Origin of the sequence: Pseudomonas sp. HN2-3 (assembly GCF_020691745.1) — a bacterium.
GTDB lineage: Bacteria > Pseudomonadota > Gammaproteobacteria > Pseudomonadales > Pseudomonadaceae > Aquipseudomonas > Aquipseudomonas capeferrum.
The window spans coordinates 5,869,930-5,893,179 of the sequence record NZ_CP085704.1; the positions used below are offsets into that span (position 1 = coordinate 5,869,930).

The 23,250-nt window shown below is 62.9% G+C and carries 21 protein-coding genes; 8 read left to right on the forward strand and 13 right to left on the reverse strand.

From position 1 onward, the window contains the following. Positions 1-3 precede the first annotated feature (3 nt). Positions 4-2,082, forward strand: a complete 2,079-nt coding sequence (gene recG, locus LJX93_RS26605; RefSeq protein WP_033702337.1) for an ATP-dependent DNA helicase RecG — start codon at positions 4-6, stop codon at positions 2,080-2,082. Between the two features lie 78 nt (positions 2,083-2,160). Continuing rightward, a complete protein-coding gene (locus LJX93_RS26610) occupies positions 2,161-3,564 on the forward strand; it encodes an aminoacyl-tRNA deacylase and HDOD domain-containing protein (protein WP_033702339.1) in 1,404 nt (467 codons plus the stop codon). 53 nt (positions 3,565-3,617) lie between these two features. On the opposite strand, the gene LJX93_RS26615 is transcribed toward LJX93_RS26610, so the two are convergent. The 4 genes from LJX93_RS26615 to LJX93_RS26630 form a co-directional block, all read right to left on the reverse strand. Next, complete coding sequence (locus LJX93_RS26615; RefSeq protein ID WP_033702341.1) at positions 3,618-3,992, reverse strand: helicase; 375 nt, start codon at positions 3,990-3,992, stop codon at positions 3,618-3,620. Positions 3,993-4,140: 148 nt separating this feature from the next. Further along, on the reverse strand, positions 4,141-4,440 hold the full coding sequence (locus tag LJX93_RS26620; RefSeq protein WP_033702342.1) for an HU family DNA-binding protein: 300 nt from the start codon (positions 4,438-4,440) through the stop codon (positions 4,141-4,143). 188 nt (positions 4,441-4,628) lie between these two features. Beyond that, a complete protein-coding gene (locus LJX93_RS26625; protein ID WP_033702344.1) occupies positions 4,629-5,777 on the reverse strand; it encodes an NAD(P)/FAD-dependent oxidoreductase in 1,149 nt (382 codons plus the stop codon). A 33-nt stretch (positions 5,778-5,810) separates the two neighbouring features. After that, positions 5,811-5,978, reverse strand: a complete 168-nt coding sequence (locus tag LJX93_RS26630; protein ID WP_033702346.1) for a rubredoxin — start codon at positions 5,976-5,978, stop codon at positions 5,811-5,813. A gap of 179 nt (positions 5,979-6,157) precedes the next feature. Here LJX93_RS26630 and LJX93_RS26635 point away from each other — a divergent pair, with 179 nt between their 5' ends. Together LJX93_RS26635 and ubiA are read left to right on the forward strand one after the other, a co-directional pair. Then, on the forward strand, positions 6,158-6,715 hold the full coding sequence (locus tag LJX93_RS26635; RefSeq protein WP_227696599.1) for a chorismate--pyruvate lyase family protein: 558 nt from the start codon (positions 6,158-6,160) through the stop codon (positions 6,713-6,715). Continuing rightward, positions 6,715-7,605 (forward strand): 4-hydroxybenzoate octaprenyltransferase, encoded by an 891-nt coding sequence (gene ubiA / locus LJX93_RS26640; RefSeq protein WP_156309979.1) that lies wholly within the window; start codon positions 6,715-6,717, stop codon positions 7,603-7,605. Before LJX93_RS26635 ends, ubiA begins: the two co-directional genes overlap by 1 nt. Positions 7,606-7,666: 61 nt before the next feature. Here the strand turns inward: ubiA and LJX93_RS26645 are convergent, their stop codons facing one another. Next, positions 7,667-8,041 (reverse strand): hypothetical protein, encoded by a 375-nt coding sequence (locus LJX93_RS26645; RefSeq protein ID WP_033702352.1) that lies wholly within the window; start codon positions 8,039-8,041, stop codon positions 7,667-7,669. Positions 8,042-8,215: 174 nt separating this feature from the next. On the opposite strand from LJX93_RS26645, the gene phoB reads away from it, so the two are divergent. The 3 genes from phoB to LJX93_RS26660 all read left to right on the forward strand — a co-directional run bounded on the left by phoB (position 8,216) and on the right by LJX93_RS26660 (position 11,738). Then, the gene (gene phoB / locus LJX93_RS26650; RefSeq protein ID WP_003253341.1) at positions 8,216-8,905 is read left to right on the forward strand and encodes a phosphate regulon transcriptional regulator PhoB; all 690 of its coding nucleotides are present in this window, start codon (positions 8,216-8,218) and stop codon (positions 8,903-8,905) included. A gap of 45 nt (positions 8,906-8,950) precedes the next feature. After that, positions 8,951-10,258, forward strand: a complete 1,308-nt coding sequence (phoR, locus tag LJX93_RS26655) for a phosphate regulon sensor histidine kinase PhoR (RefSeq protein ID WP_047582536.1) — start codon at positions 8,951-8,953, stop codon at positions 10,256-10,258. Positions 10,259-10,397: 139 nt separating this feature from the next. Next, the gene (locus LJX93_RS26660) at positions 10,398-11,738 is read left to right on the forward strand and encodes a hemolysin family protein (RefSeq protein WP_033702357.1); all 1,341 of its coding nucleotides are present in this window, start codon (positions 10,398-10,400) and stop codon (positions 11,736-11,738) included. Positions 11,739-11,772: 34 nt separating this feature from the next. Here the strand turns inward: LJX93_RS26660 and LJX93_RS26665 are convergent, their stop codons facing one another. From LJX93_RS26665 to LJX93_RS26700, 8 genes are all read right to left on the reverse strand, one after another. Next, positions 11,773-12,669: a peptidoglycan DD-metalloendopeptidase family protein gene (locus LJX93_RS26665; protein ID WP_033702359.1), complete on the reverse strand. Its 897-nt coding sequence runs from the start codon at positions 12,667-12,669 to the stop codon at positions 11,773-11,775. Positions 12,670-12,817: 148 nt separating this feature from the next. Then, on the reverse strand, positions 12,818-13,708 hold the full coding sequence (locus LJX93_RS26670) for a response regulator (RefSeq protein ID WP_047582534.1): 891 nt from the start codon (positions 13,706-13,708) through the stop codon (positions 12,818-12,820). A 165-nt stretch (positions 13,709-13,873) separates the two neighbouring features. After that, positions 13,874-14,644 (reverse strand): phosphate signaling complex protein PhoU, encoded by a 771-nt coding sequence (gene phoU / locus LJX93_RS26675; protein ID WP_033702363.1) that lies wholly within the window; start codon positions 14,642-14,644, stop codon positions 13,874-13,876. Between the two features lie 94 nt (positions 14,645-14,738). Then, the gene (gene pstB / locus LJX93_RS26680) at positions 14,739-15,572 is read right to left on the reverse strand and encodes a phosphate ABC transporter ATP-binding protein PstB (RefSeq protein WP_033702365.1); all 834 of its coding nucleotides are present in this window, start codon (positions 15,570-15,572) and stop codon (positions 14,739-14,741) included. A 102-nt stretch (positions 15,573-15,674) separates the two neighbouring features. After that, the gene (gene pstA / locus LJX93_RS26685; RefSeq protein WP_033702367.1) at positions 15,675-17,345 is read right to left on the reverse strand and encodes a phosphate ABC transporter permease PstA; all 1,671 of its coding nucleotides are present in this window, start codon (positions 17,343-17,345) and stop codon (positions 15,675-15,677) included. 17 nt (positions 17,346-17,362) lie between these two features. Then, on the reverse strand, positions 17,363-19,651 hold the full coding sequence (locus tag LJX93_RS26690; RefSeq protein ID WP_033702369.1) for an ABC transporter permease subunit: 2,289 nt from the start codon (positions 19,649-19,651) through the stop codon (positions 17,363-17,365). A 139-nt stretch (positions 19,652-19,790) separates the two neighbouring features. Then, complete coding sequence (locus LJX93_RS26695; protein ID WP_033702371.1) at positions 19,791-20,789, reverse strand: phosphate ABC transporter substrate-binding protein PstS; 999 nt, start codon at positions 20,787-20,789, stop codon at positions 19,791-19,793. Between the two features lie 395 nt (positions 20,790-21,184). Further along, positions 21,185-22,474 (reverse strand): MFS transporter, encoded by a 1,290-nt coding sequence (locus LJX93_RS26700; protein WP_033702373.1) that lies wholly within the window; start codon positions 22,472-22,474, stop codon positions 21,185-21,187. A 357-nt stretch (positions 22,475-22,831) separates the two neighbouring features. Here LJX93_RS26700 and LJX93_RS26705 point away from each other — a divergent pair, with 357 nt between their 5' ends. Further along, a complete protein-coding gene (locus tag LJX93_RS26705) occupies positions 22,832-23,230 on the forward strand; it encodes an acyl-CoA thioesterase (protein WP_003253317.1) in 399 nt (132 codons plus the stop codon). The last annotated feature ends 20 nt before the right edge of the window (positions 23,231-23,250 follow it).

The window sequence follows — 23,250 nt, forward strand, 5'->3', positions numbered from 1 at the left end:
GTCATGAGTGAGCTGTCGAAGGTCCCGGTCACGGTGCTCAAGGGCGTGGGCGATGCCATGGCGGAAAAACTCGCCAAGGTCGGCCTGGAGAACCTGCAGGACCTATTGTTCCACTTGCCGCTGCGCTACCAGGACCGCACCCGCGTGGTGCCCATCGGCGCCCTGCGCCCAGGCCAGGACGCGGTCATCGAAGGGGTGGTCAGTGGCGCTGACGTGACCATGGGCAAGCGCCGCAGCCTGGTGGTGCGCCTGGGTGATGGCAGCGGAGTGCTGAGCCTGCGCTTCTATCACTTCAGCAACGCGCAGAAAGAAGGCCTGAAACGCGGCACGCACCTGCGCTGCTATGGCGAAGCACGCCCTGGCGCCTCTGGCCTGGAGATTTATCACCCGGAGTACCGGGCGCTGAACGGCGACGAGCCTCCACCCCCGGTAGAACAGACCCTGACGCCGATCTACCCGACCACCGAAGGCCTTACCCAGCAACGTCTGCGCCTGCTCTGCCAACAGAGCCTGGGCATGCTTGGCCCGCGCAGCCTGCCAGACTGGCTGCCCGATGAGCTGGCCCGGGACTACCAGCTGGCACCGCTGGACGACGCCATCCGTTATCTGCACAACCCGCCGGCCGATGCCGACCTCGACGAGCTTGCCGAAGGCCAGCATTGGGCTCAGCACCGCCTGGCCTTCGAGGAACTGCTGACCCATCAGCTGTCGCAGCAACGGCTGCGCGAGAGCCTGCGCAGCCTGCGTGCCCCCGTGCTACCCAAGGCCAGCCGGTTGCCGGCGCAGTACCTGGCCAACCTGGGTTTCAAGCCGACCGGTGCCCAGCAGCGTGTGGCCAACGAAATTGCCTACGACCTTGCCCAGGCCGAGCCGATGATGCGCCTGGTACAGGGCGATGTCGGTGCCGGCAAGACGGTGGTCGCTGCACTGGCGGCGCTGCAAGCGCTGGAGGCCGGTTACCAGGTGGCGTTGATGGCGCCCACCGAGATCCTCGCCGAACAGCACTACATCACCTTCAAGCGCTGGCTCGAACCGCTGGGCATCGAGGTGGCATGGCTGGCTGGCAAGCTCAAAGGCAAGGCCCGCGCCAGTTCACTGGAGCAGATCGCCAACGGCGCACCGATGGTGGTGGGCACCCATGCGCTGTTTCAGGAAGAGGTCAAATTCAAGCACCTGGCCCTGGCGATCATCGATGAACAGCACCGATTCGGCGTGCAGCAACGCCTGGCCCTGCGCAAGAAAGGCGTGGCCGGCGAGCTTTGCCCGCACCAGCTGATCATGACCGCCACGCCGATCCCGCGGACCTTGGCGATGAGCGCCTACGCCGACCTCGATACCTCGGTCCTCGACGAGTTGCCACCCGGGCGTACCCCCGTTAACACCGTGCTGGTGGCCGACAGCCGCCGCTTCGAGGTGGTCGAGCGGGTACGCGCCGCCTGTGCCGAAGGGCGCCAGGCCTACTGGGTGTGCACCTTGATCGAAGAATCCGAAGAGCTCACCTGCCAGGCGGCCGAGAGCACCTATGAGGAGCTTGGCAGCGCCCTGGGCGAGCTGCGGGTCGGCCTTATCCACGGGCGCATGAAGCCTGCGGAAAAGGCCGAGATCATGGCGCAGTTCAAGGCCGCAGAGCTGCAGCTGCTGATCGCGACCACGGTCATCGAGGTGGGCGTGGACGTGCCCAATGCCAGCCTGATGATCATCGAGAACCCCGAGCGCCTGGGCCTGGCCCAGCTCCACCAGCTACGCGGCCGGGTAGGCCGGGGCAGCGCTGCAAGCCATTGCGTGTTGCTGTATCACCCGCCGCTGTCGCAGATCGGCCGCGAACGCCTGGGGATCATGCGCGAAACCAACGATGGCTTCATCATCGCCGAAAAAGACCTGGAACTGCGCGGCCCTGGCGAGATGCTGGGGACCCGCCAGACCGGTCTGCTACAGTTCAAGGTCGCTGACCTGATGCGCGATGCCGACCTGCTGCCGGCCGTGCGTGATGCCGCCCAAGCCCTGATCGCGCGCTGGCCGGACCACGTCAGCCCGCTGCTTGACCGCTGGCTGCGCCATGGCCAGCAATATGGCCAAGTGTGACGCCAGTCCCAGAATGGATCCAGATTTGCGGCGGGACTGGTTATACTTCGCGTTTAAAAGAACGAGTGGATACGGACCATGACTGAAGTTGCCCTGGACACCGCAACCCCACACGCCCCCTCTGTCATCAGGCTGCTGCTCGATAAGGTGGGCGTCACCTACCGCGAAGTGGTCGAGCATGCGCAATTGCCCGCCGCCTCGCGGGTGCAGGCGGTCTTGCTCGACGACGAAATCGGCGCCCTGATGGTGTTGTTCCCACAGAGCCAGCTGCTTGACCTCAATCGGCTGGGCGAGCTGACCGGTCGCAAGCTGACGGCGGTATCGGTGCCACGGCTCAAGCAGATGCTCGACAAGCACCACCTCAAGCGCCTGCCGGGCATTCCGGCGCTGACCAGCTCGCCGTGCCAATACGAAAAAAGCCTGCTCGACTGCGAGACCGTGCTGATTCAGTCCGGTGAAGCCGGCCTGCTGCTGGAGATCGACCGCGCGAACTTCAAGCGCATGCTCACCAAGGCCAGCGCCAGCAGCTTTGGCCAGGAGGTCAAGGCCATCAGCCCTAACCTCGACCGGCCGCATGACGACCCTCACGAGATCAGCCAGGCCGTCCAGGCCTTCACAGCACGCCGCATCCAGAAGCGCCTTGAAGAAACCATCGAAATCCCGCCCTTGGCCGACACCGCGCAGAAGATCATCAAGCTGCGCGTAGACCCCAACGCCAGCATCGATGACATTACCGGCGTGGTCGAGACCGACCCGGCACTGGCTGCCCAGGTAGTGAGTTGGGCGGCATCGCCCTACTACGCCTCACCCGGCAAGATCCGCTCGGTGGAAGACGCCATCGTGCGCGTGCTGGGCTTCGATCTGGTGATCAACCTGGCCCTTGGGCTAGCCCTGGGCAAGACCCTGAGCCTGCCCAAAGACCACCCGCAGCAAGCCACACCGTACTGGCAACAGTCGATCTACACCGCAGCCATCATCGAGGGCCTGACCCGCGCCATGCCGCGGGCAGAACGCCCCGAAGCTGGCCTGACCTACCTGGCCGGGCTGCTGCACAACTTTGGCTACCTGCTGCTGGCGCATGTGTTCCCGCCCCACTTCTCGCTGATCTGCCGCCATTTGGAGGTCAACCCGCACCTGTGCCACACCTACGTGGAACAACACCTGCTGGGTATCAACCGTGAACAGATCGGCGCCTGGCTGATGAAGCTGTGGGACATGCCCGAAGAGCTCTCGACTGCGCTGCGCTTCCAGCACGACCCGTCCTATGACGGCGACTACGCGGCATTCCCCAACCTGGTATGCCTGGCGACGCGCCTGCTGCGTTCGCGCGGCATTGGCTCGGGGCCACAGGAGGAAGTACCCGATGAGCTGCTGGAGCGGCTGGGGGTAACGCGGGAAAAGGCCGAGGATGTGGTGAACAAGGTGCTGGAGGCAGAGACTTTGCTGCGCGAACTGGCTTCGCAGTTCCACGCCCCGCATTGATGCATATTGGCCCTGTGTGGGCGGGTTAACCCGCCCACACAGGGCATGCGACCTCAGCGCTTCTTCTTCGGCTTCAGGTATTTCATCAAGCCCTGGAACCACATCACCAGCGCCGGATTGCCTTTGATCTGGATGTTCTTGTCCTGAATCCCCTGCATGAAGGCCAGCTGCTTGTTGCCCGCCTGCAGCGTGGCGAACCCGTAAGCGGCATCCTTGAAGGCAATGGCGAAGGCCGGCTGTGGGTGTACGCCACCTTTGCTGCTGATGCGTTCGTCACTGACGATGAAGTGTCGGGCGATTTTGCCGTCCAGAGTCTGCATCTGGAAAACCAGGTCCTTGTCCTTGAGCTGCTGCTTGAACGCCGGGTTGTTACGGCTGGCCCTGGCCATCAACAGCCCCATGGCCCAGAGAAGAAAGCGGAACTTCATCAACGCGCCTCGAATAAAAAATGACTGAGTCGCGCAGTTTATCCTCTTCTCGAACGATTTACGCAAGTTCGCAACATATCCCCACACAAAGCACAACGGGCACCCTAGGGCGCCCGTTTGGCTGACACTGGGGGATGTCAGGTGTGGATCATTTGACTTTCTTGGCCGGCTTGGCAGTCGTGTTGACGCTGTCGCGCAGGTTTTTGCCAGGCTTGAAGGCTACCGTGTTGCTGGCCTTGATCTTTACCGGCTCGCCGGTCTGTGGGTTCTTGCCGGTACGCGCGCCGCGGTGACGTTTTTCAAAGGTGCCGAAACCGACCAGGGTTACGGTGTCCTTGTCCAGGGCACCCGTGATGCTGTCGAGAATCGCATTCAGCACCACGTTGGCCTTTTCCTTGGTCAGATCGGCCTTATCGGCGATGACAGCGGCGAGTTCTGGTTTGCGCATGGTAAAGCCTCTTTGACGGGATTTTTTGTTGTTATGCCGTGCTGCCTCTGGGGGCAGCGCTCAAGGCACCGCAGGCTCTAATCTGCGGCAGACGGAAGTGAGAATGGCACGCCCACCGAGGCCGCGCCAGTATCTGGGCGGCCATTGTGTGGGCAACAACAGGGTAAATCCGACAGAACGACGTCTATTTAGGCCATTACAGGCGGTAACTGGCGATTCAGGGCCAGCTTCTCCATGACTGCCGCACCGGTCAGGGCATAGCCCAGCAGCGTGCCGTCGGCATCGTGGCACAGCACCTTGAGGTCACTGCCCTGCCCTTGCACCTGCCAATTGCCTTCACGCCCTTGCGGTGGCGGCGAGACAACCAGCGGGCACGCCGGGGTCTTCACGGTGATCGGCATCGGGCCGTAGCTGACGGCCGTGGGGTTGCCCGCCAGGGTCTGCGCCAAGGCCCGGGCACAGCTCATCAGCGGCATGACATAAAGCAGGTTGATGCCATCGACCTCGGCACAGTCACCCAGGGCGTAGATGTTGTCGTGGGAGGTTTGCAACTGGCGGTCCACAGCCACGCCGCGGTTGATCTTGAGGCCGGCGGCAGCGGCCAGATCGGTACGTGGGCGCAGGCCGATAGCCGACACCACCAAGTCACAGGCGATCACGCTGCCGTCCGACAAATGCGCTTCAAGGCCTTCAGCCACACGCTGCAGACGCGTCAGCACCGGGCCCAGGTGAAAGCGCACGCCAAGCCCTTCGAGCCCGGCCTGCACGGCGGCGGCGGCGGCTGGGTGCAACAGGGTCGGCATGACCTGTTCGCACGGGGCCACCACATCGACCTTGAGCCCGCCCAGGCTCATGTCATTGGCAAACTCACAGCCGATCAGCCCGGCCCCCAGCACCAGCACGCGCTGTTTGCCGGCAGCGGCGGCGCGAAAGCGTGCGTAATCCTCCAGGTCATTGATCGGGAAAACCTGCCCGCCAGCATCGCCCTCGATCGGCACCTGCACGGTCTGGGCCCCCCAGGCCAGTACCAGGTCGCGATAGGCCACAGCCTCTTCGCCGATCCACAGGCGCTTGTGCCCGGGGTCGATACCGCTGATGCGCGTGTGGGTGCGGATTTCGGCCTTGAGCTGCTCGGCCATCGCACCCGGCTCGGCCATGCACAGCCCATCGGCATCCTTGAGCTTGGCGAAGCCCGTGGAGAGCATGGGTTTGGAGTAGGAACGACCATCGTCGGCGGTAATCAACAGCAGCGGCGTCTCGCCATCGAGCTTGCGAAATTCACGGGCCAGGTTGTAACCGGCCAGGCCAGTACCGATGATGACTACAGGGGACGTCATGTCGTGCTTTCCTCAGTTGAAACAGGGTTGTGATCAGCCAATCTCGATCATTTCGAAGTCGCTCTTGCCCACGCCGCAGTCGGGGCACAGCCAGTCCTGCGGCACATCTTCCCAGCGGGTACCGGGCTCAATGCCGTCATCCGGCCAGCCTTCGGCTTCGTTGTAGATCAGGCCACAGACAATACATTGCCACTTCTTCATGGGTACGCGGTTCCTCGGTTCAGGCGTTGTGTCGCTGCTGATGGGCTTTTCGCGGGCAAGCCGCACATAGGGCCATCGCGCAATCTTTGGGGCTTTTTACTGGCCCTGCCAGCAGTATGCAAGCAGTCGGGGCAACATGCTAAGCTCGCCGCCTCTCTGGCTGTAACAAGCATACCGACGTGTCGTACGAATCCCCGCAAGCAGCCGCTGTCGCGTGGCTGGCGTATTCACAGCTGGCGACCAAGCTCGACCAGCCGACCCTGGGCTGGCTGTTCGACGAGGGCTCGCTGACTCGCCGCCTCACCCACCTGTCCCGCGAGCACTTCTGCGTGACCCCGCTGCATGAAGGCTGGCAGACCCTGCGCGGTGACGAGTGCCAGGCGCTGGGCATTGCGCCCGGGGCACAAGGCTGGGTGCGCGAAGTCTACCTGCGCGGCCATGGCCAGCCCTGGGTATTCGCCCGCAGCGTGGCCAGCCGCAGCGCCCTGGAGCGCGGCGGCCTGGACCTCGAGACCCTGGGCAGCCGCTCGCTGGGCGAGTTGCTGTTCTGTGATCAGGCATTCATTCGCCACCCAATCGAGGTGTGCAGTTATCCACAGGCCTGGTTGCCGGCCGAAGCCGCGCACGACGGGCTCTGGGGCCGCCGCTCACGTTTCGAACGGGACGGCCTGGACCTGCTGGTGGCCGAGGTATTCCTGCCAGCCTTGTGGCAAGCGGCCAAGGAGGAAACCCGCTGATGTACCTGCAATTGCTCAAGTCGCTCAACCGCTGGCACCCGCGCGCCTGGGACTTTGTCCAGCTAAGCCGCATGGACCGCCCGATCGGTATCTACCTGCTGCTGTGGCCTACCCTGTCGGCGGTGTGGATTGCCGGGCAAGGTTCGCCGACCCTGGCCAACGTGCTGATCTTCGGCCTTGGCGTTGTGCTGATGCGCGCCGCAGGTTGCTGCATCAATGACTTTGCCGACCGCAAGGTCGATGGCCACGTCAAACGCACCGCCGACCGCCCCCTGGCCAGCGGCCGGGTCAAGCCACGCGAGGCGCTGGCGCTGTTCGCGATCCTGGTCGCGGTAAGTTTTCTGCTGGTGCTGTGCACCAACAGCCGCACGGTCTGGCTGTCGTTCGGGGCGGTAGCCCTGGCGTTCTGCTATCCATTCATGAAGCGCTACACCTATTACCCGCAGGTGGTGCTGGGCGCCGCGTATTCCTGGGGCATCCCCATGGCCTTCACGGCGGCCGGGGGCGAGCTGCCGGCCAGCGCCTGGCTGCTGTACATCGCCAACCTGCTGTGGACCGTGGGCTATGACACCTATTACGCCATGGTCGATCGCGACGATGACCTGAAGATCGGTGTGAAGTCGACGGCTATCCTGTTCGGCGAAGCGGATCGGGTGATCATCCTGACCTTGCAGCTGCTGTCGTTGGGCTGCCTGCTGCTGGCGGGGAGCCGCTTCGAGCTGGGCGGCTGGTTCCACCTGGGGCTGCTGGCGGCTGCCGTGTGCTTTGCCTGGGAGTTCTGGTCGACACGCAAACTGGACCGGGATTCATGCTTCAAGGCGTTTTTGCACAATCACTGGGCGGGGCTGCTGGTCTTCATTGGCGTTGTCCTGGACTACGCGCTGCGCTGACAGTCAATACAGACCCTGTGGGAGCGGGTCTAACCGCTTCCACAGGGTCATGCAAAGTGCCTCAAGGCTTGGCGACGTGCCAGACGTCTTTCACGCCATCACCGGTCATGTCACCGGCTTTCTTGTCCTTGATGAAGGTATACAGTGGCTTGCCGTCATAGGCCCACTGCATCGAACCATCATCGCGCTTGATCTGCGTCCACTTGCCTTCATTCTTTTCGTTTGCCTGGGCCGCCAACGGTGGCCAGTTTTTCGCGCACTCACCATTGCACATCGACTTGCCGCCAGAATCTTTGTCGAAGGTATACAGCGTCATCTCTGTTTTAGGCGTGACCAACATGCCGTTCATTTCCTTGGCCTGATGGTGGGCCGACGCTACCCCCGGCAGCGCCAGTGCAGCGAAAAGGGCCATCCAGTTCAGCGTGTGTCGTGTCATTGGAATCACCATGTATTCGGGGGTGGAAAGAGTTCGACTAACCGCCACAGCGGCCCCTTGAAGCCTAGCCCAGTCATGCAATGTCGCCATAACAGCCAATGTCCTGTCACACAGCTGCAATAATTCCGTTATCTAATGCGGGCCAGACACGATTTTCCAGGAGAGGTTTTGAGCATGGTTGGCAGGAACATTCTGATCGTCGACGACGAAGCGCCTATTCGCGAGATGATCGCCGTTGCATTGGAAATGGCCGGCTACGACTGCCTGGAAGCAGAAAACTCCCAGCAGGCCCACGCGATCATCGTCGACCGCAAGCCTGACCTGATCCTGCTCGACTGGATGCTGCCGGGCACCTCGGGTATCGAGCTGGCCCGCCGCCTGAAGCGTGACGAGCTGACCGGGGACATCCCGATCATCATGCTCACTGCCAAGGGTGAGGAGGACAACAAGATCCAGGGCCTGGAAGTGGGTGCCGACGACTACATCACCAAACCGTTCTCACCGCGCGAACTGGTCGCCCGCCTGAAGGCCGTGCTGCGTCGCACCGGCCCGAGCGACAGCGAGGCACCGATTGAAGTGGGCGGCCTGCTGCTCGACCCGATCAGTCACCGCGTGACCATCGACGGCAAGCCCGCCGAGATGGGCCCCACCGAATACCGCCTGCTGCAGTTCTTCATGACCCACCAGGAGCGCGCCTACACCCGTGGCCAGCTGCTCGACCAGGTCTGGGGCGGCAACGTCTATGTCGAGGAGCGTACCGTCGACGTGCACATCCGCCGCCTGCGCAAGGCGCTGGGTGAAGCTTACGAAAATCTGGTACAAACCGTCCGCGGCACTGGCTACCGCTTCTCGACCAAGAGCTGACAAGCCTGCACGCCTGGCTGCACGTCGTTGTACAAGGACCGTCAATTGAACCAGAACTGGCACGCGACCCTGATTCGCCACCTGCTGCTGCTGATCACTGTCTGCCTGGTCGGCGGGCTGGTCAGCGGCTATTACGGCTGGAGCCTGGCCATCGGCCTGGCGCTGTACCTGGGTTGGACCCTCAAGCAACTGCTGCGCCTGCATGACTGGCTGCGCAACCACCAACCCGACGAGGCGCCACCCGACGGTTACGGCCTGTGGGGCGAAGTGTTCGACAGCATCTATCACCTGCAACGTCGCGACCAACGCGTGCGCGGCCGCCTGCAGGCAGTGATCGACCGGGTCCAGGAGTCCACTGCCGCGCTGCGCGATGCGGTGATCATGCTCGACAGCGACGGCAACCTGGAGTGGTGGAACCGCGCCGCAGAAACCCTGCTGGGCTTCAAGACCCCGCAGGACGGCGGCCAGCAGGTGACCAACCTGGTACGCCACCCGCGCTTCAAGGAGTACTTCGAAGCGGAAAACTACGTCGAGCCGCTGGAAATCCCCTCGCCGATCAATGACCGTATGCGCGTGCAACTGCACATCACTCGCTACGGCAACAACGAGCACCTGATGCTGGTACGCGACGTCACCCGCATCCACCAGCTTGAACAGATGCGCAAGGACTTCGTCGCCAACGTTTCCCACGAGCTGCGGACACCGCTTACGGTGATTACCGGCTACCTGGAAACCCTGCTGGACAACGTCGAGGACGTGAACCCGCGCTGGCGCCGGGCCCTGCAGCAGATGAGCCAGCAAGGCTCGCGCATGCAGACCCTGCTCAACGACCTGTTGCTGCTGGCCAAGCTGGAAGCCACCGACTACCCCTCCGACAACCTGCCAGTGCCAGTCGATGCCCTGCTGCAGTCGATCAAGGGTGATGCCCAGGCGCTGTCCGGGCCGCGCAACCAGCGCATCAGCCTGGAGGCCACACCCGGCGTGTGCCTCAAGGGCAGCGAGGCCGAGCTGCGCAGTGCGTTCTCCAACCTGGTGTTCAACGCGGTCAAGTACACCCCGGACGAGGGCAGCATTCGCATCCGCTGGTGGGCCGATGCGCACGGCGCACACCTGAGCGTGCAGGATTCTGGCATTGGTATCGATGCCAAGCATTTGCCGCGATTGACCGAGCGGTTTTACCGGGTCGACTCCAGCCGGGCGTCCAATACCGGGGGCACAGGGCTGGGCCTGGCGATCGTCAAGCATGTGCTGTTGCGCCATCGAGGGCGGTTGGAGATCAGCAGTGTGCCGGGGCATGGGAGCACCTTCACCTGCCATTTTGCACCAGCACAATTGGCTAACGGCAAGGGTTGAGTGGGCTGCCCAACAGCCCCATCACGTCCATCACCCTTTGCTTTTGCGGCTTCAACCGCTACATTGGATCCCCTGTGCCAGCCTGTGCTGGCACTTTTTTTCTCCATTCCCCAAAGACGGACCCCGTAAAAAATCCATCATGGACCCTTCCCCTGGTATCAGCCTCACCTCGTTATTCGCCGATTTCGGCATGATCATCTTTGCCTTGCTCCTGGTACTGCTCAACGGCTTCTTCGTAGCCGCCGAGTTCGCCATGGTCAAGCTGCGCTCCACCCGCGTCGATTCCATCGCCGAACTGCACGGCTGGCGTGGCAGCATCCTGCGCAAGGTACACAATCAGCTGGACGCCTACCTGTCCGCCTGCCAGCTGGGCATCACCCTCGCCTCGCTGGGCCTGGGCTGGGTCGGTGAGCCGGCCTTCGCCCACCTGCTGGAGCCGCTGCTGGCCTACTTGGGCGTCGACACGCCGGAGCTGATCAAGGGCATTTCGTTCTTCGTCGCCTTCTTCGTCATCTCTTACCTGCACATCGTGGTCGGTGAGCTGGCGCCCAAGTCCTGGGCGATCCGCAAGCCCGAGCTGCTGTCGCTGTGGACGGCAGTGCCGCTGTACGTGTTCTACTGGGCCATGTACCCGGCCATCTACCTGCTCAATGCCAGCGCCAACACCATCCTGCGCATTGCCGGCCAGGGCGAACCTGGCCCGCACCACGAGCATCACTACAGCCGCGAAGAGCTCAAGCTGATCCTGCACTCCAGCCGCGGCCAGGACCCGAGCGACCAAGGCATGCGCGTGCTGGCCTCGGCGGTGGAAATGGGCGAGCTGGAGGTGGTCGACTGGGCCAACTCCCGCGAGGACATGGTCAGCATCGACGCCCACGCCCCGCTCAAGCAGATCCTGGCACTGCTGCGCCGCCACAAGTTCAGCCGTTACCCGGTGTACGACGCCGAGCGCGAAGAGTTCACCGGTTTGCTGCACATCAAGGACCTGCTGCTGGAGCTGGCCGAGCTCGACCACCTGCCCGAAACCATCGACCTCGAAGACCTGGCCCGGCCGCTGGAGCGCGTCTCCCGGCATATGCCGCTGTCGCAGCTGCTGGAGCAGTTCCGCAAGGGCGGTGCGCATTTCGTGCTGGTGGAAGAAGCCGATGGCAAGGTGATCGGTTACCTGACCATGGAAGACGTGCTGGAAGTGCTGGTGGGCGATATTCAGGACGAACACCGCAAGACCGAGCGCGGCATCCTCGCCTACCAGCCGGGCAAGCTGCTGGTGCGCGGTGACACGCCGCTGTTCAAGGTCGAGCGCCTGCTGGGTATTGACCTTGACCACATCGAGGCCGAAACCCTGGCTGGGCTGATCTATGAAACCCTCAAGCGCGTGCCTGAGGAAGAGGAAGTGCTGGAGGTCGAAGGCCTGCGCATCATCATCAAGAAGATGAAAGGGCCGAAGATCGTCCTGGCCAAGGTGCTGAAGCTGGATTGACCTCAGGCGGGGCCGCCTTCCGGCCCCAGCCCGCTCAAGGGTTGCCGGCGGTGAAGTCCGGCAACCCGCTGATTGGCCTGTCGAACTGATACGGTATCGACTCCAGCGCCAAGCCCACGTTGCGCTGCACCACAAAATGCAGGTGCGGCCCGCTGCTGTTGCCGGTATTGCCCGACTTGGCCAGCATCTGCCCCTGTTTGACCCGCTGCCCCTCGCCCACCACCACCGAACCGCGCATCAGGTGCAGGTACACGCCCATGGTGCCGTCCGCGTGCAGCACCCTGACGAAATTGCCCGAGGGGTTGCTGCCGCGCCCGGTCTGGCTGTTCTCGACCCTCACCACCACGCCTTCGCGCGCGGCAACGATGGTGGTGCCTTCAGGCATGGCGATGTCCATGGCGTAGCGCCCTTTGGGGCCGAAGTGGCTGAAACGGCCGTTGGGCCCCTGGCTCACCCGGAATGGCCCGCCAAGCCAGGGGAAGGCGTAGCGAAAGCCCTGCGGCCGCAGCCCTGGGTCGCCCATGGCTTGCAGCAGCGTCGAGCGGTAACCCAGCAACGTACCGGGGCGGCCCCTGAGCACGCTGAGCATCTGCGTTGAACGCCCTGGCAGCACCCTGCGCACGATACGGGGGGCATTGCCGCCCTGCGCGTTTATCAGCTTGTCCAGGTGCAACTCGACCTGCACCGGCACGTGCGACTCATTGCGCGCAGAAAAGCTGACGCCACCCTGGAAGACGACCGCGTTGAGCCGCACCTGGCTTTCCTGGTACTCGACCATGGATTCGCGCAGCTCCAGTGGCTTGGCGCCGGGGCCTGGGCGGTCGGAATAGGCCGCTACACCGTCGGCATCGGTGATCGGGTAGAGGGTCACGCCCAGGCTCGACGCCGAGGCCATGAGCAATGCACAGAACAGCAGCAGGCGGGCGGGCATGATAGTGGCTTTTTGACAGGTATGATCTGTCGAAGCCTAGCAGCGGCTTTTGCGGTGAGTATGACAGTTGGTCGGATGGTGATCGTCCGCTGTGGCAGCGGCCTTGCGTCGCGCAAGGCCGCACGCACCCACAGGAGGGCAGTGGCTATCAGGCGCCGGGCGTGAAGTGCTTTTGCGCGGTGCCGCGAGCAATCAGCCGCGACAGGTAATCGAGCTTCTGCGCATCCTGATCGACGAACTTGAACGTCAGCTGCAGCCAGTCGCTATCGGGCCTGGGCTCCAGCGCCGCGATGGCATGCAGGTAACCGTTCAGCCGCGCAACTTCGGCGTTTTCGCCCTGCTCCAGGTCCAGTACTGCACCCTCTAGCACTTGCGGCAGCGCTTCGCTGCGGCGTACCACCAACAGCGCTTCCTTCAGGCTCAATGCCTTGATCACGCAAGGCTGAATCCCGCTGGCCAAGCGCAGCTGGCCTTGGCCACGGCCAGACGGTGCGGTTGTGGCTGGCGCAGGTGCCTTCGCCAAAGGCTTCACCGGCGCTGGCGCAGGTGCCGCAACCTTGGCCGCCTGAGGGTTGCCGCCGGTCAAAGCACTCAAGGAGTCATTGGCAAACGCCGAATTCACCCGCGCAGGCCCGGTTGCCATCAGGCTGTCGAGCTTGCCGATCTTGGCCAAGGCCTTCTTCACCTTGGTCAGCAACTGCTCATTGGTGAACGGTTTGCCGACGAAGTCGGAAACCCCCGCCTGAATGGCCTGGATCACGTTCTCCTTGTCACCACGGCTGGTCACCATGATGAACTGCAGGCTCTTCAACGCAGGCTGCTGGCGGCACCAGCTGAGCAGCTCAAGGCCAGACATTTCCGGCATTTCCCAGTCGCACAGGACCAGGTCGAACGGCTCCTTGCCCAACATGGCCATGGCCTTGCGACCGTTGACCGCATCGTCGATGACCATGCCGGGAAAGGCATTGCGCAGGCATTTCCTGACCAGGTCGCGGATGAACGGGGCGTCGTCCACGACCAGTACATTGACTTTACTCATCGATACTCCTCTTGAATCCCGACTAGCCTACCGGCAAGCAATGGCCATTTGCCACAGCTGCGCGTGTAGCGGGACTTCTTCACACCGTTCGCGGGTGCCTGGTGGCTGCTCGACCGCAAACGAAAACGCCCGGCCTAGGCCGGGCGTTGATGCTCGGGAGCAGTACTATTTATCGTCCGGTTCAGCCGGAACATTAGCGCTTTCAGCCTCTTCGACGGGGGTGCCCTGCACTTCCGCCTTCATGCGCTTGAGGCCCATGTGGCGGACGTCGGTGCCGCGTACCAGGTAAATCACCAGCTCGGAGATGTTGCGCGCGTGGTCGCCGATGCGCTCCAGCGAACGCAAGGCCCAGATGACGCTGAGCACCCGCGAGATCGAACGCGGGTCTTCCATCATGTAGGTCACCAGCTCACGCAGGGCGGTCTTGTACTCGCGGTCGATGGTCTTGTCGTACTGTGCCACCGACAGTGCCAGGTCGGCGTCGAAGCGGGCAAAGGCATCCAAGGCATCGCGGACCATGTTGCGCACCTGGTCGCCAATGTGGCGCACCTCGACGTAGCCGCGTGGCGACTCGCCCTCTTCGCACAGCTGGATGGCACGACGGGCGATCTTGGTCGACTCGTCGCCGATGCGCTCCAGGTCGATCACCGACTTGGAGATGCTGATGATCAGCCGCAGGTCGGAGGCCGCCGGCTGGCGGCGGGCAAGGATGCGTACGCACTCCTCGTCGATGTTGCGCTCCATCTGGTTGATCTGCTCATCGACCTCGCGCACTTGCTGGGCCAGGCCCGAGTCGGCCTCGATCAGAGCAGTAACCGCGTCGTTGACCTGTTTCTCGACCAGGCCGCCCATGGCCAGAAGGTGGCTGCGCACCTCTTCAAGCTCGGCGTTGAACTGCTGGGAGATGTGATGCGTAAGGCTTTCTTTGTTGATCATCGTTTCGCTCCGCGAAAAAGCTGCAAGCCTCAAGCCGCAAGCTTCAAGTCGTTCGTGTTATCCCTTGGCCCCCGGCCTGCGGCTGGCAGACCGGCTAGCCGTAGCGACCGGTGATGTAGTCTTCGGTCTGCTTCTTCGCCGGGTTGGTGAACAGGGTATCGGTATCCCCGAATTCGACCAGTTTGCCCATGTACATGAACGCGGTGTAGTCCGAAACGCGCGCCGCCTGTTGCATGTTGTGGGTCACGATGACGATGGTGTATTTGGATTTCAATTCGTAGATCAGTTCTTCGACCTTCAGCGTCGAGATCGGGTCCAGTGCCGAGCACGGTTCGTCGAGCAGCAGCACTTCCGGCTCCACGGCAATGGTACGGGCGATCACCAGACGCTGCTGCTGGCCACCGGACAGGCCCAGGGCCGAGTCATGCAGGCGGTCCTTCACCTCGTCCCACAGGGCAGCGCCCTTGAGGGCCCATTCGACCGCTTCGTCGAGGGTGCGCTTCTTGTTGATGCCTTGGATGCGCAGGCCGTAGACGACGTTCTCGTAGATGGTCTTGGGGAACGGGTTCGGCTTCTGGAACACCATCCCCACACGACGGCGCAGCTCGGCCACGTCCTCGCCCTTGCGGTAGATGTTGGTGCCATACAGGTTGATGGCGCCCTCCACGCGGCAACCGTCAACCAGGTCGTTCATGCGGTTGAAGGTACGCAGCAGGGTCGACTTGCCGCAGCCGGACGGGCCGATGAAGGCGGTCACGCGCTGCTTGGGGATATTCATGCTGACGTCGAACAAGGCTTGCTTGTCGCCGTAGTACAGGCTCAGGCCCGGTACTTCGATGGCCACGGTCTCTTCGGCCAGGCGCAGGCTCTGCTTGTCGCGGCCCAGGGCAGACATGTCGATGCCGTGGGTATGGGATTCGTGCTGCATGGTCTCACTCCGTTTGTAGCTGCAAGCTTTAAGCTGCAAGCTGCAATTTAGGGCAAAGCGGCACTCCTTTTGGAGCTTGCCGCTTGTGGCTTAAAGCTTCAATCAGTGGTCGAGGGCCTTGTACTTCTCGCGCAGGTGGTTACGGATCCACACTGCCGAGAGGTTGAGGGTGGCGATCACCAGCACCAGCAACAACGCGGTGGCGTACACCAGCGGCCGGGCGGCCTCGACGTTCGGGCTCTGGAAGCCGACGTCATAAATGTGGAAGCCCAGGTGCATGATCTTCTGGTCCAGGTGCAGGTACGGGTAGTTGCCATCGAGCGGCAACGACGGTGCCAGTTTCACCACACCCACCAGCATCAACGGCGCCACTTCACCCGCAGCACGGGCCACGGCGAGAATCATGCCGGTCATCATGGCCGGGCTGGCCATTGGCAGGACGATCTTCCACAGTGTCTCGGCCTTGGTCGCGCCCAGGGCCAGGGAGCCCTCGCGCACGGTACGTGGGATACGCGCCAGCCCTTCTTCGGTGGCCACGATCACCACCGGCACCGCCAGCAGCGCCAAGGTCAGCGAGGCCCACAGCAGGCCCGGGGTACCCAGGGTCGGTGCCGGCAACGATTCGGGGAAGAACAGCCGGTCGATCGAGCCACCCAGCACATAAACGAAGAAGCCCAGGCCGAATACGCCGTAGACGATCGCCGGTACGCCTGCCAGGTTGTTCACTGCAATGCGGATCAGGCGGGTCACCGGGCCCTGTTTGGCGTATTCGCGCAGGTACACTGCAGCCAGCACGCCGAACGGGGTCACGATCACCGCCATGATCAGGGTCATCATCACGGTACCGAAGATGGCCGGGAAGATCCCGCCTTCGGTGTTGGCTTCGCGTGGGTCGTCGCTGAGGAACTCCCAGACCTTGGCAAAGTAGGTACCCATCTTGGTCAGGCCGGACATGCCGTTCGGCTGAATGGCGTGCACCACCTTGCTCAGGTTGATCTCCACTTCACGGCCGTTGCCGTCGCGCGCCACCAGGCTGTCGCGGGAGAAGGCCTGATGCAGGCCGCTGAGGCGGTCTTCGATGGCCTTGTAGCGGCTGTTCAGCTCGGCACGCTCGGCGTCCATGTCGGCCTGGGCGGCGGCGTCAAGCTTGCCGTCCAGTTCCAGCTTGCGGCTGTGCAGGCGCAGGCGCTCCAGGCCATGGTTGATGGCGCCGATGTCTTTTTTCTCGAGTTGCTGCAGCTCGCCGTTGAGCTGGTTGGCGCGCTTGAGGCGGGCCTGCAGCTCGTTCCAGGCGGCAGGGCCCTCGGCAACCACGCGGCCTTGTTCCTTGACGCTGACCAGGTAGCCGTAGAAGTTGCCCCACTCGCGACGTTCCAGCGCCATCAGGTCGGCCGGGCGTTGCTCGTCGACCAGCCACTCGCCCACCACCCAGGAGAAGTCACTGCCGTTGAGGTCGCGGTTACCGACCTTGATCAGCTCACGGGTCATGAACTCCGGGCCCTGCTCAGGTACCGGCAAGCCGGCACCTTTGAGGCGGGCACGGGGCACCTCTTCTTTTTGCACCACTTCGCCGATGACGACGTGATCAGCCTGGCCCGGCACCTTGTAGGTGGCCTGGATCAGGTCGGCCGGCCAGAAGTGGCCCAGGCCGCGCACGGCGATGACCGACAGCAGGCCGATGGTCATGATCACCGCCATGGCAACCGCGCCACCGCTGATCCAGACGCCAGGGGCGCCGCTCTTGAACCAGCCTTTGAGGGAATCCTTTTTCACGGATCTCTACCTTTCTATCAAAGCGACGAGTATTTCTTGCGCAGACGCTGGCGAATCAGCTCGGCCAAGGTGTTCATGACGAAGGTGAACATCAGCAGCACGAGTGCCGCCAGGAACAGCACGCGATAGTGGCTGCCACCGACTTCCGACTCCGGCATTTCCACCGCCACGTTAGCGGCCAGGGTGCGCATGCCTTCGAACAGGTTCATCTCCATCACCGGGGTGTTGCCGGTGGCCATGAGCACGATCATGGTCTCGCCCACCGCACGGCCCATGCCGATCATCAGCGCCGAGAAGATACCCGGGCTGGCGGTGAGGATGACCACGCGGGTCAGGGTCTGCCACGGCGTCGCACCCAGGGCCAGGGAGCCCAGGGTCAGGCTGCGTGGCACGCTGAACACGGCGTCTTCGGCAATCGAGTAGATGTTCGGGATGACCGCGAAGCCCATGGCGATACCGACCACCAGGGCGTTGCGCTGGTCGTAGGTGATGCCCAGGTCATTGGTGATCCACAGGCGCATGTCGCCGCCGAAGAACCAGGTTTCCAGGTAAGGGCTCATGGTCAGGGCGAACCAGCCGGTGAACAGGATCACCGGGATCAGGATCGCCGCTTCCCAGCCATCCGGGACGCGCAGGCGGAACGACTCGGGCAGGCGGCTCCAGGTGAAACCGGCCAGCAGGATGCCGAACGGCATCAGCAGGAACAGGCTGAACACACCCGGCAGGTGGCCTTCCAGGTACGGCGCCAGGAACAGGCCGGCGAAGAAGCCAAGGATCACCGTTGGCATCGCTTCCATCAGCTCGATCACCGGCTTGACCTTGCGGCGCATGCCCGGGGCCATGAAGTAGGCGGTGTAGATGGCGGCGGCAATGGCCAGCGGGGCTGCCAGGATCATCGCGTAGAACGCAGCCTTCAAGGTACCGAAGGTCAGCGGCGACAGGCTCAGCTTGGGCTCGAAGTCGGTGTTCGACGCGGTCGACTGCCAGACGTACTTGGGCTCGTCATAGTTCTCGTACCAGACCTTGCCCCACAGCGCGCTGAAGGAGACTTCCGGGTGCGGGTTCTTGAGGCTCAGCGGCAACAGCTTGCCACCTTCCTCGATGATGATGCGGTTGGCACGCGGCGACAGGGCCAGGATGCCAGCACCCTCTGCAGCCGGCTCGACCAGCAAGGTGCGGTGCGCGGTGCTGTGGAACACACCGAGCTTGCCGTCGGCGTCGAGGGCGATGAAGCCCTTGCGGCGCTCTTCGGCATCGATCTGGACGACCGGCGCGCTGCCCATCTGGAAGCTGCGGATCAACTTGAAGCGCGACTCGCCATCGGGGTCACGGGCCATGAACCACTGGCTCAAACCACCCTTGGAGTCACCGAAGATCAGCGAGATACCGCCGACCAGCTGGCCACTGGCCGTGATCTCGGCATTGCCATCTTCCAGCAGCTTGTAGCGGCCGTTGAGGCTTTTGTCGCGCAGGCTGAAGACGTCGGCGGTGGCACGGCCGTTGACCACATACAGCCACTGCTGACGCGGGTCGATGTAGATGGCCTTGACCGGCTCGGTCATCTGCGGCAGGTCGATACGGCTCTGCTCGCTGGTGACCTCACCGGTCATCATGTTCTCTTCGCGGGTCAGCTGGGTGACCTGCAGGTGCGAACCGGTGGAGCCCGCCAGCATCAGGTTTTCGCCGTTGACGTTGACGCTCACGTGCTCCAGCGCGCGGCCCTGGTCGTCAAGCACGAACGCGTCCTTGCCGTAGGGGTAGTCGATGCCTGGGCTGATGGTTTTCTTGTTGTCCGGGTAGGTGATCTTGTAGGTGTGGTGGAACACCAGCGCCTGACCATTGGACAGCCCCAGCACAACCAGCGGGCTACCCGGCTGATCGGTGCTGATCGAACTCACCTGGGTACCTGCCGGCAGCGGCAGGTCGACGCGCTGCAGCTCGGCACCGGTCTTGGTGTCGAAGAACAGCGCCTGGCCCTTGTCGGAAACCCGCATGCCCACCAGGTTCTGCTCTTCAAGCGCGATCATCAGCGGCTTGCCGGCATCCTGTTGCAGCCAGGTCGGCTCCAGGGCCTTCTTGCTGGTCAGTTCGGCGCCCTGGAACAGCGGCAGCACCACGTAGGCCAGGTAGAAGAAAATCAGGGTAATTGCCGCCAAGACGGCAAGCCCGCCCACCAGTACATACCAGCGGGTCAGGCGGTCCTTGAGCGCACGCATGCGGCGCTTGCGTTGCAACTCCGGCGTATTGAAATCAATCCGCACGGGTTGGGAATTTTGGGTCATGGTGGAGTTGGCCAGATCATTCATGCGCACACCCTAGCGGTCCCGTATGACAAAAACATGACAATGCAGTGACGCAAGAAAGCCCGACGCGCAGGGATCCTGGCTTCGGACTGAGAATTCGTGGAGGAGGCCGGGCATCGGTACCGGCCTCTTCCTCAGTTACTTACTTCTTTGCAACGTTACCGGCGTGGGACAGGCCCAGGTCAGCCAGGGTCTTGTCGACCACTTTGGCAGGCAGCGGGATGTAGCCATCCTTCACCACGACCTGCTGGCCAGCTTGCGACAGCACCAGCTTGATGAACTCGGCGTCCAGCGGGGCCAGAGGCTTGTTCGGGGCCTTGTTGACGTAGACGTACAGGAAGCGCGACAGCGGGTACGTACCGTTCAGGGCGTTGGCTTCGTTGTCTTCGACGAACTCGCCGCCTTCTTTCTTGGCCAGGGCGACGGTCTTGACGCTGGCGGTCTTGTAGCCGATACCCGAGTAGCCGATGCCGTTCAGCGAGGAGCTGATCGACTGCACGACCGAAGCCGAACCAGGCTGTTCGTTGACGTTAGGCTTGAAGTCGCCTTTGCACAGGGCTTCTTCCTTGAAGTAACCGTAGGTGCCCGATACCGAGTTACGGCCGAACAGCTGCACTGGCTTGTTGGCCAGGTCGCCGGTCACGCCCAGGTCACCCCAGGTTTTGACATCGGCCTTGGCGCCGCACAGGCGGGTGGACGAGAAGATCGCATCGACCTGCGCCATGGTCAGGCCCTTGATCGGGTTGTCCTTGTGCACGAAGACTGCCAGGGCGTCTACGGCAACCGGGATGGCGGTTGGCTTGTAGCCGTACTTCTGCTCGAAGGCCTGCAGCTCGACGTCTTTCATCTTGCGGCTCATCGGGCCCAGGTTGGCTGTGCCTTCGGTCAGCGCGGGTGGCGCGGTGGAGGAGCCGGCGGCCTGGATCTGGATGTTTACGTTGGGGTATTCCTTCTTGTAGGCCTCGGCCCACAGCGTCATCAGGTTCGCCAGGGTGTCGGAGCCAACGCTGGAGAGGTTGCCCGATACACCGGTGGTTTTGGTGTAGGTCGGGATTGCTGGGTCGACAGCGGCTACCGCATTGGCGGTGGCAACGCCAGCGGCGGCAAAGGTAAGGGCCGCCATCAAACGCTTCAGTTTCATGCCTTGCTCCTAGCAGGAATATTGGGGGTGTTGGATGGATCGGGCCCAAGTATCTGCAGGCCGCATGAATACGATATGACTTCAATATGACAATTGGATGAAAGGCCATCACCGGTTGTCCGGGATGGCCTTTTCAAAATGTTGCTGGGCGAGGCGGCCACACCGGATGCCACTGCGGCAGACACTACAGAGGCGCTTCGGCACGTGCTGAGATGTTACCTGTGGGAGCGGGCTTGCCCCGCGAATGGGGGCACGCGGTGCCTGGCACCGGCTTCGCCGGTATTCGCGGGGCAAGCCCGCTCCCACCAGAGCCCATTACTCAATCAATGACGTGGAAGTTGCTCCATGGGGCAATTTCTTGTTCGAGATAATTGCACCCGCAGAAATTTCACTCATTAACGCTTGTTGGCGAAGAGATATAGCCCTACCACCAGCCCGACGGCACACAGCCCCGCCACATAATAAGCCGGCGCCATTGGGCTGACCTTCAACAGCGCGGTTACCACCATCGGCGTCAATCCACCGAAGATGGCGTAGGCCATGTTGTAGGAGAACGACAAGCCGCTGAAACGCACCACCGGCGGGAAGGCCTTGACCATCACGTAGGGCACGGCGCCGACGATACCGACGCACAGACCGGTCAGCGCATACAGCGGGAACAACAGGTCGGGGCGGGTTGGCAGGCTGTGGTAGAAGGTCCAGGAGCTGGCCAGCAGCAGCAGGCTGCCAACGATGAATACGCGCCCGGCGCCGAAGCGGTCGGCCAGGCGGCCGGCAGCGATGCAGCCGAGGCTGAGCAGGACGATGGCCAGGCTGTTGGCCTTGAGCGAGTCGGTCGGGCTGACCTGATAGAAGCTCTGCAGCAGCGCCGGTGTCATCAGGATCACCACCACGATGCCGGCCGACAGCAGCCAGGTCAGCAGCATCGACAGGACGATCGCGCCACGGTGGTCACGCAGCACCGCACGCAGGGGCAACTCTTCGGCCAGGGCCTTGCGCTGCTGCATCTCGGCGAACACCGGGGTTTCGTGCAACCAGCGGCGCAGGTACACCGAGAACAGGCCGAACACCCCCCCCAGCAGGAACGGGATACGCCAAGCGTAATCGGCCACTTCGCCAGGGGTATAGACACTGTTGATCAGCGTGGCGACCAGCGAGCCGAGCAAGATGCCCGAAGTCAGGCCGGCCGTCAGCGTGCCGCAGGCGTAACCGGTATTGCGTGCAGGGACGTGCTCGGAGACGAACACCCAGGCCCCCGGCACCTCACCGCCAATCGCCGCGCCCTGGATCACGCGCATCAACAGCAGCAAGATCGGCGCCCACAGGCCGATCTGTGCATAAGTGGGCAACAGGCCCATGATCAGGGTCGGCAGGGCCATCATGAAGATGCTCAGGGTGAACATCTTCTTGCGCCCCAGCAGGTCGCCGAAGTGCGCCATGACGATGCCACCCAGTGGCCGCGCCAGGTAGCCGGCAGCGAAAATGCCGAAGGTCTGCATCAGGCGTAGCCATTCAGGCATGTCGGCCGGGAAGAACAGCTTGCCGACCACCGTGGCGAAGAACACGAAGATGATGAAGTCGTAGAACTCCAGGGCACCGCCCAGTGCGGACAATGAAAGGGTCTTGTAGTCGCTGCGGGTCAGCGGCCGCGAAGGCTGCTCGATACTGCTCGGCACGGAGGTCATCGGTCTTTCTCTTGTAGGTCATGCAGGCCGCTGGGTGCGCGACTTCTGGATTGGTAGACGGGCGAAGATAGCAAATTGCCGAGCCGCGCCGAAAGCGATACAAAATCCATACAGATATTCATGAATGCGCGGTCGTCGCTGGCCGTTATGCTCTATATACTGGCCATTCGTAGGAAAAGGTTGCTCCTAGCGTGGGATGTTGTGCGAAAACGCCGGTCTTTATGTCAGGCGGTTTCGCAGAGTTTCCCTACGGCCGCCCAGTGAAACGAAATCGGCGTAGTATGTTTCCAGCTGAATCGTTTACCCGGCCTTTGCGCCACACCAACGAAAAGCGTCACGGGTCAGAGGCCCCATCGCATGATTGAGCTCGAACAAGAAGATCCAATCCCGCAAGGCGACCTGGCCTTGCAGATCACCGCACTCCCTCGTGAGACCAACGGCTTCGGCGACATCTTTGGCGGCTGGCTGGTTGCCCAGATGGACCTGGCCGGCACCGCCATGGCCAGCCGCGTCGCTGGCGGCCGTGTGGCCACGGTGGCCATCGACCGCATGGCCTTCCTGGTCCCGGTAGCCGTGGGCGCGCAGCTGTCGTTCTATACCCAGACCCTGGAGATCGGCCGCAGCTCGATCCAGATGATGGTCGAAGTCTGGAGCGACGACCCGCTGTCCAGCGAATGGCGCAAGGTGACCGAAGCGGTCTTCGTGTTCGTCGCCATCGATGGCAGTGGCCGCACCCGCTCTGTGCCTCGTCGCTAAGCCCGGCCAGCGGTAAACTC

Coding starts and splice junctions, on each gene's coding strand:
- ubiA (WP_156309979.1), top strand. CDS start 6,715: ATGTACCTGCAATTGCTCAAGTCGCTCAACCGCTGGCACCCGCGCGCC.
- LJX93_RS26670 (WP_047582534.1), bottom strand. CDS start 13,708: ATGAGTAAAGTCAATGTACTGGTCGTGGACGACGCCCCGTTCATCCGC.
- LJX93_RS26625 (WP_033702344.1), bottom strand. CDS start 5,777: ATGACGTCCCCTGTAGTCATCATCGGTACTGGCCTGGCCGGTTACAAC.
- LJX93_RS26695 (WP_033702371.1), bottom strand. CDS start 20,789: ATGAAACTGAAGCGTTTGATGGCGGCCCTTACCTTTGCCGCCGCTGGC.
- LJX93_RS26615 (WP_033702341.1), bottom strand. CDS start 3,992: ATGAAGTTCCGCTTTCTTCTCTGGGCCATGGGGCTGTTGATGGCCAGG.
- LJX93_RS26665 (WP_033702359.1), bottom strand. CDS start 12,669: ATGCCCGCCCGCCTGCTGCTGTTCTGTGCATTGCTCATGGCCTCGGCG.
- LJX93_RS26630 (WP_033702346.1), bottom strand. CDS start 5,978: ATGAAGAAGTGGCAATGTATTGTCTGTGGCCTGATCTACAACGAAGCC.
- LJX93_RS26645 (WP_033702352.1), bottom strand. CDS start 8,041: ATGACACGACACACGCTGAACTGGATGGCCCTTTTCGCTGCACTGGCG.
- LJX93_RS26660 (WP_033702357.1), top strand. CDS start 10,398: ATGGACCCTTCCCCTGGTATCAGCCTCACCTCGTTATTCGCCGATTTC.
- LJX93_RS26610 (WP_033702339.1), top strand. CDS start 2,161: ATGACTGAAGTTGCCCTGGACACCGCAACCCCACACGCCCCCTCTGTC.
- LJX93_RS26620 (WP_033702342.1), bottom strand. CDS start 4,440: ATGCGCAAACCAGAACTCGCCGCTGTCATCGCCGATAAGGCCGATCTG.
- phoB (WP_003253341.1), top strand. CDS start 8,216: ATGGTTGGCAGGAACATTCTGATCGTCGACGACGAAGCGCCTATTCGC.
- LJX93_RS26690 (WP_033702369.1), bottom strand. CDS start 19,651: ATGAATGATCTGGCCAACTCCACCATGACCCAAAATTCCCAACCCGTG.
- LJX93_RS26705 (WP_003253317.1), top strand. CDS start 22,832: ATGATTGAGCTCGAACAAGAAGATCCAATCCCGCAAGGCGACCTGGCC.
- phoU (WP_033702363.1), bottom strand. CDS start 14,644: ATGATCAACAAAGAAAGCCTTACGCATCACATCTCCCAGCAGTTCAAC.
- pstB (WP_033702365.1), bottom strand. CDS start 15,572: ATGCAGCACGAATCCCATACCCACGGCATCGACATGTCTGCCCTGGGC.
- recG (WP_033702337.1), top strand. CDS start 4: ATGAGTGAGCTGTCGAAGGTCCCGGTCACGGTGCTCAAGGGCGTGGGC.
- LJX93_RS26700 (WP_033702373.1), bottom strand. CDS start 22,474: ATGACCTCCGTGCCGAGCAGTATCGAGCAGCCTTCGCGGCCGCTGACC.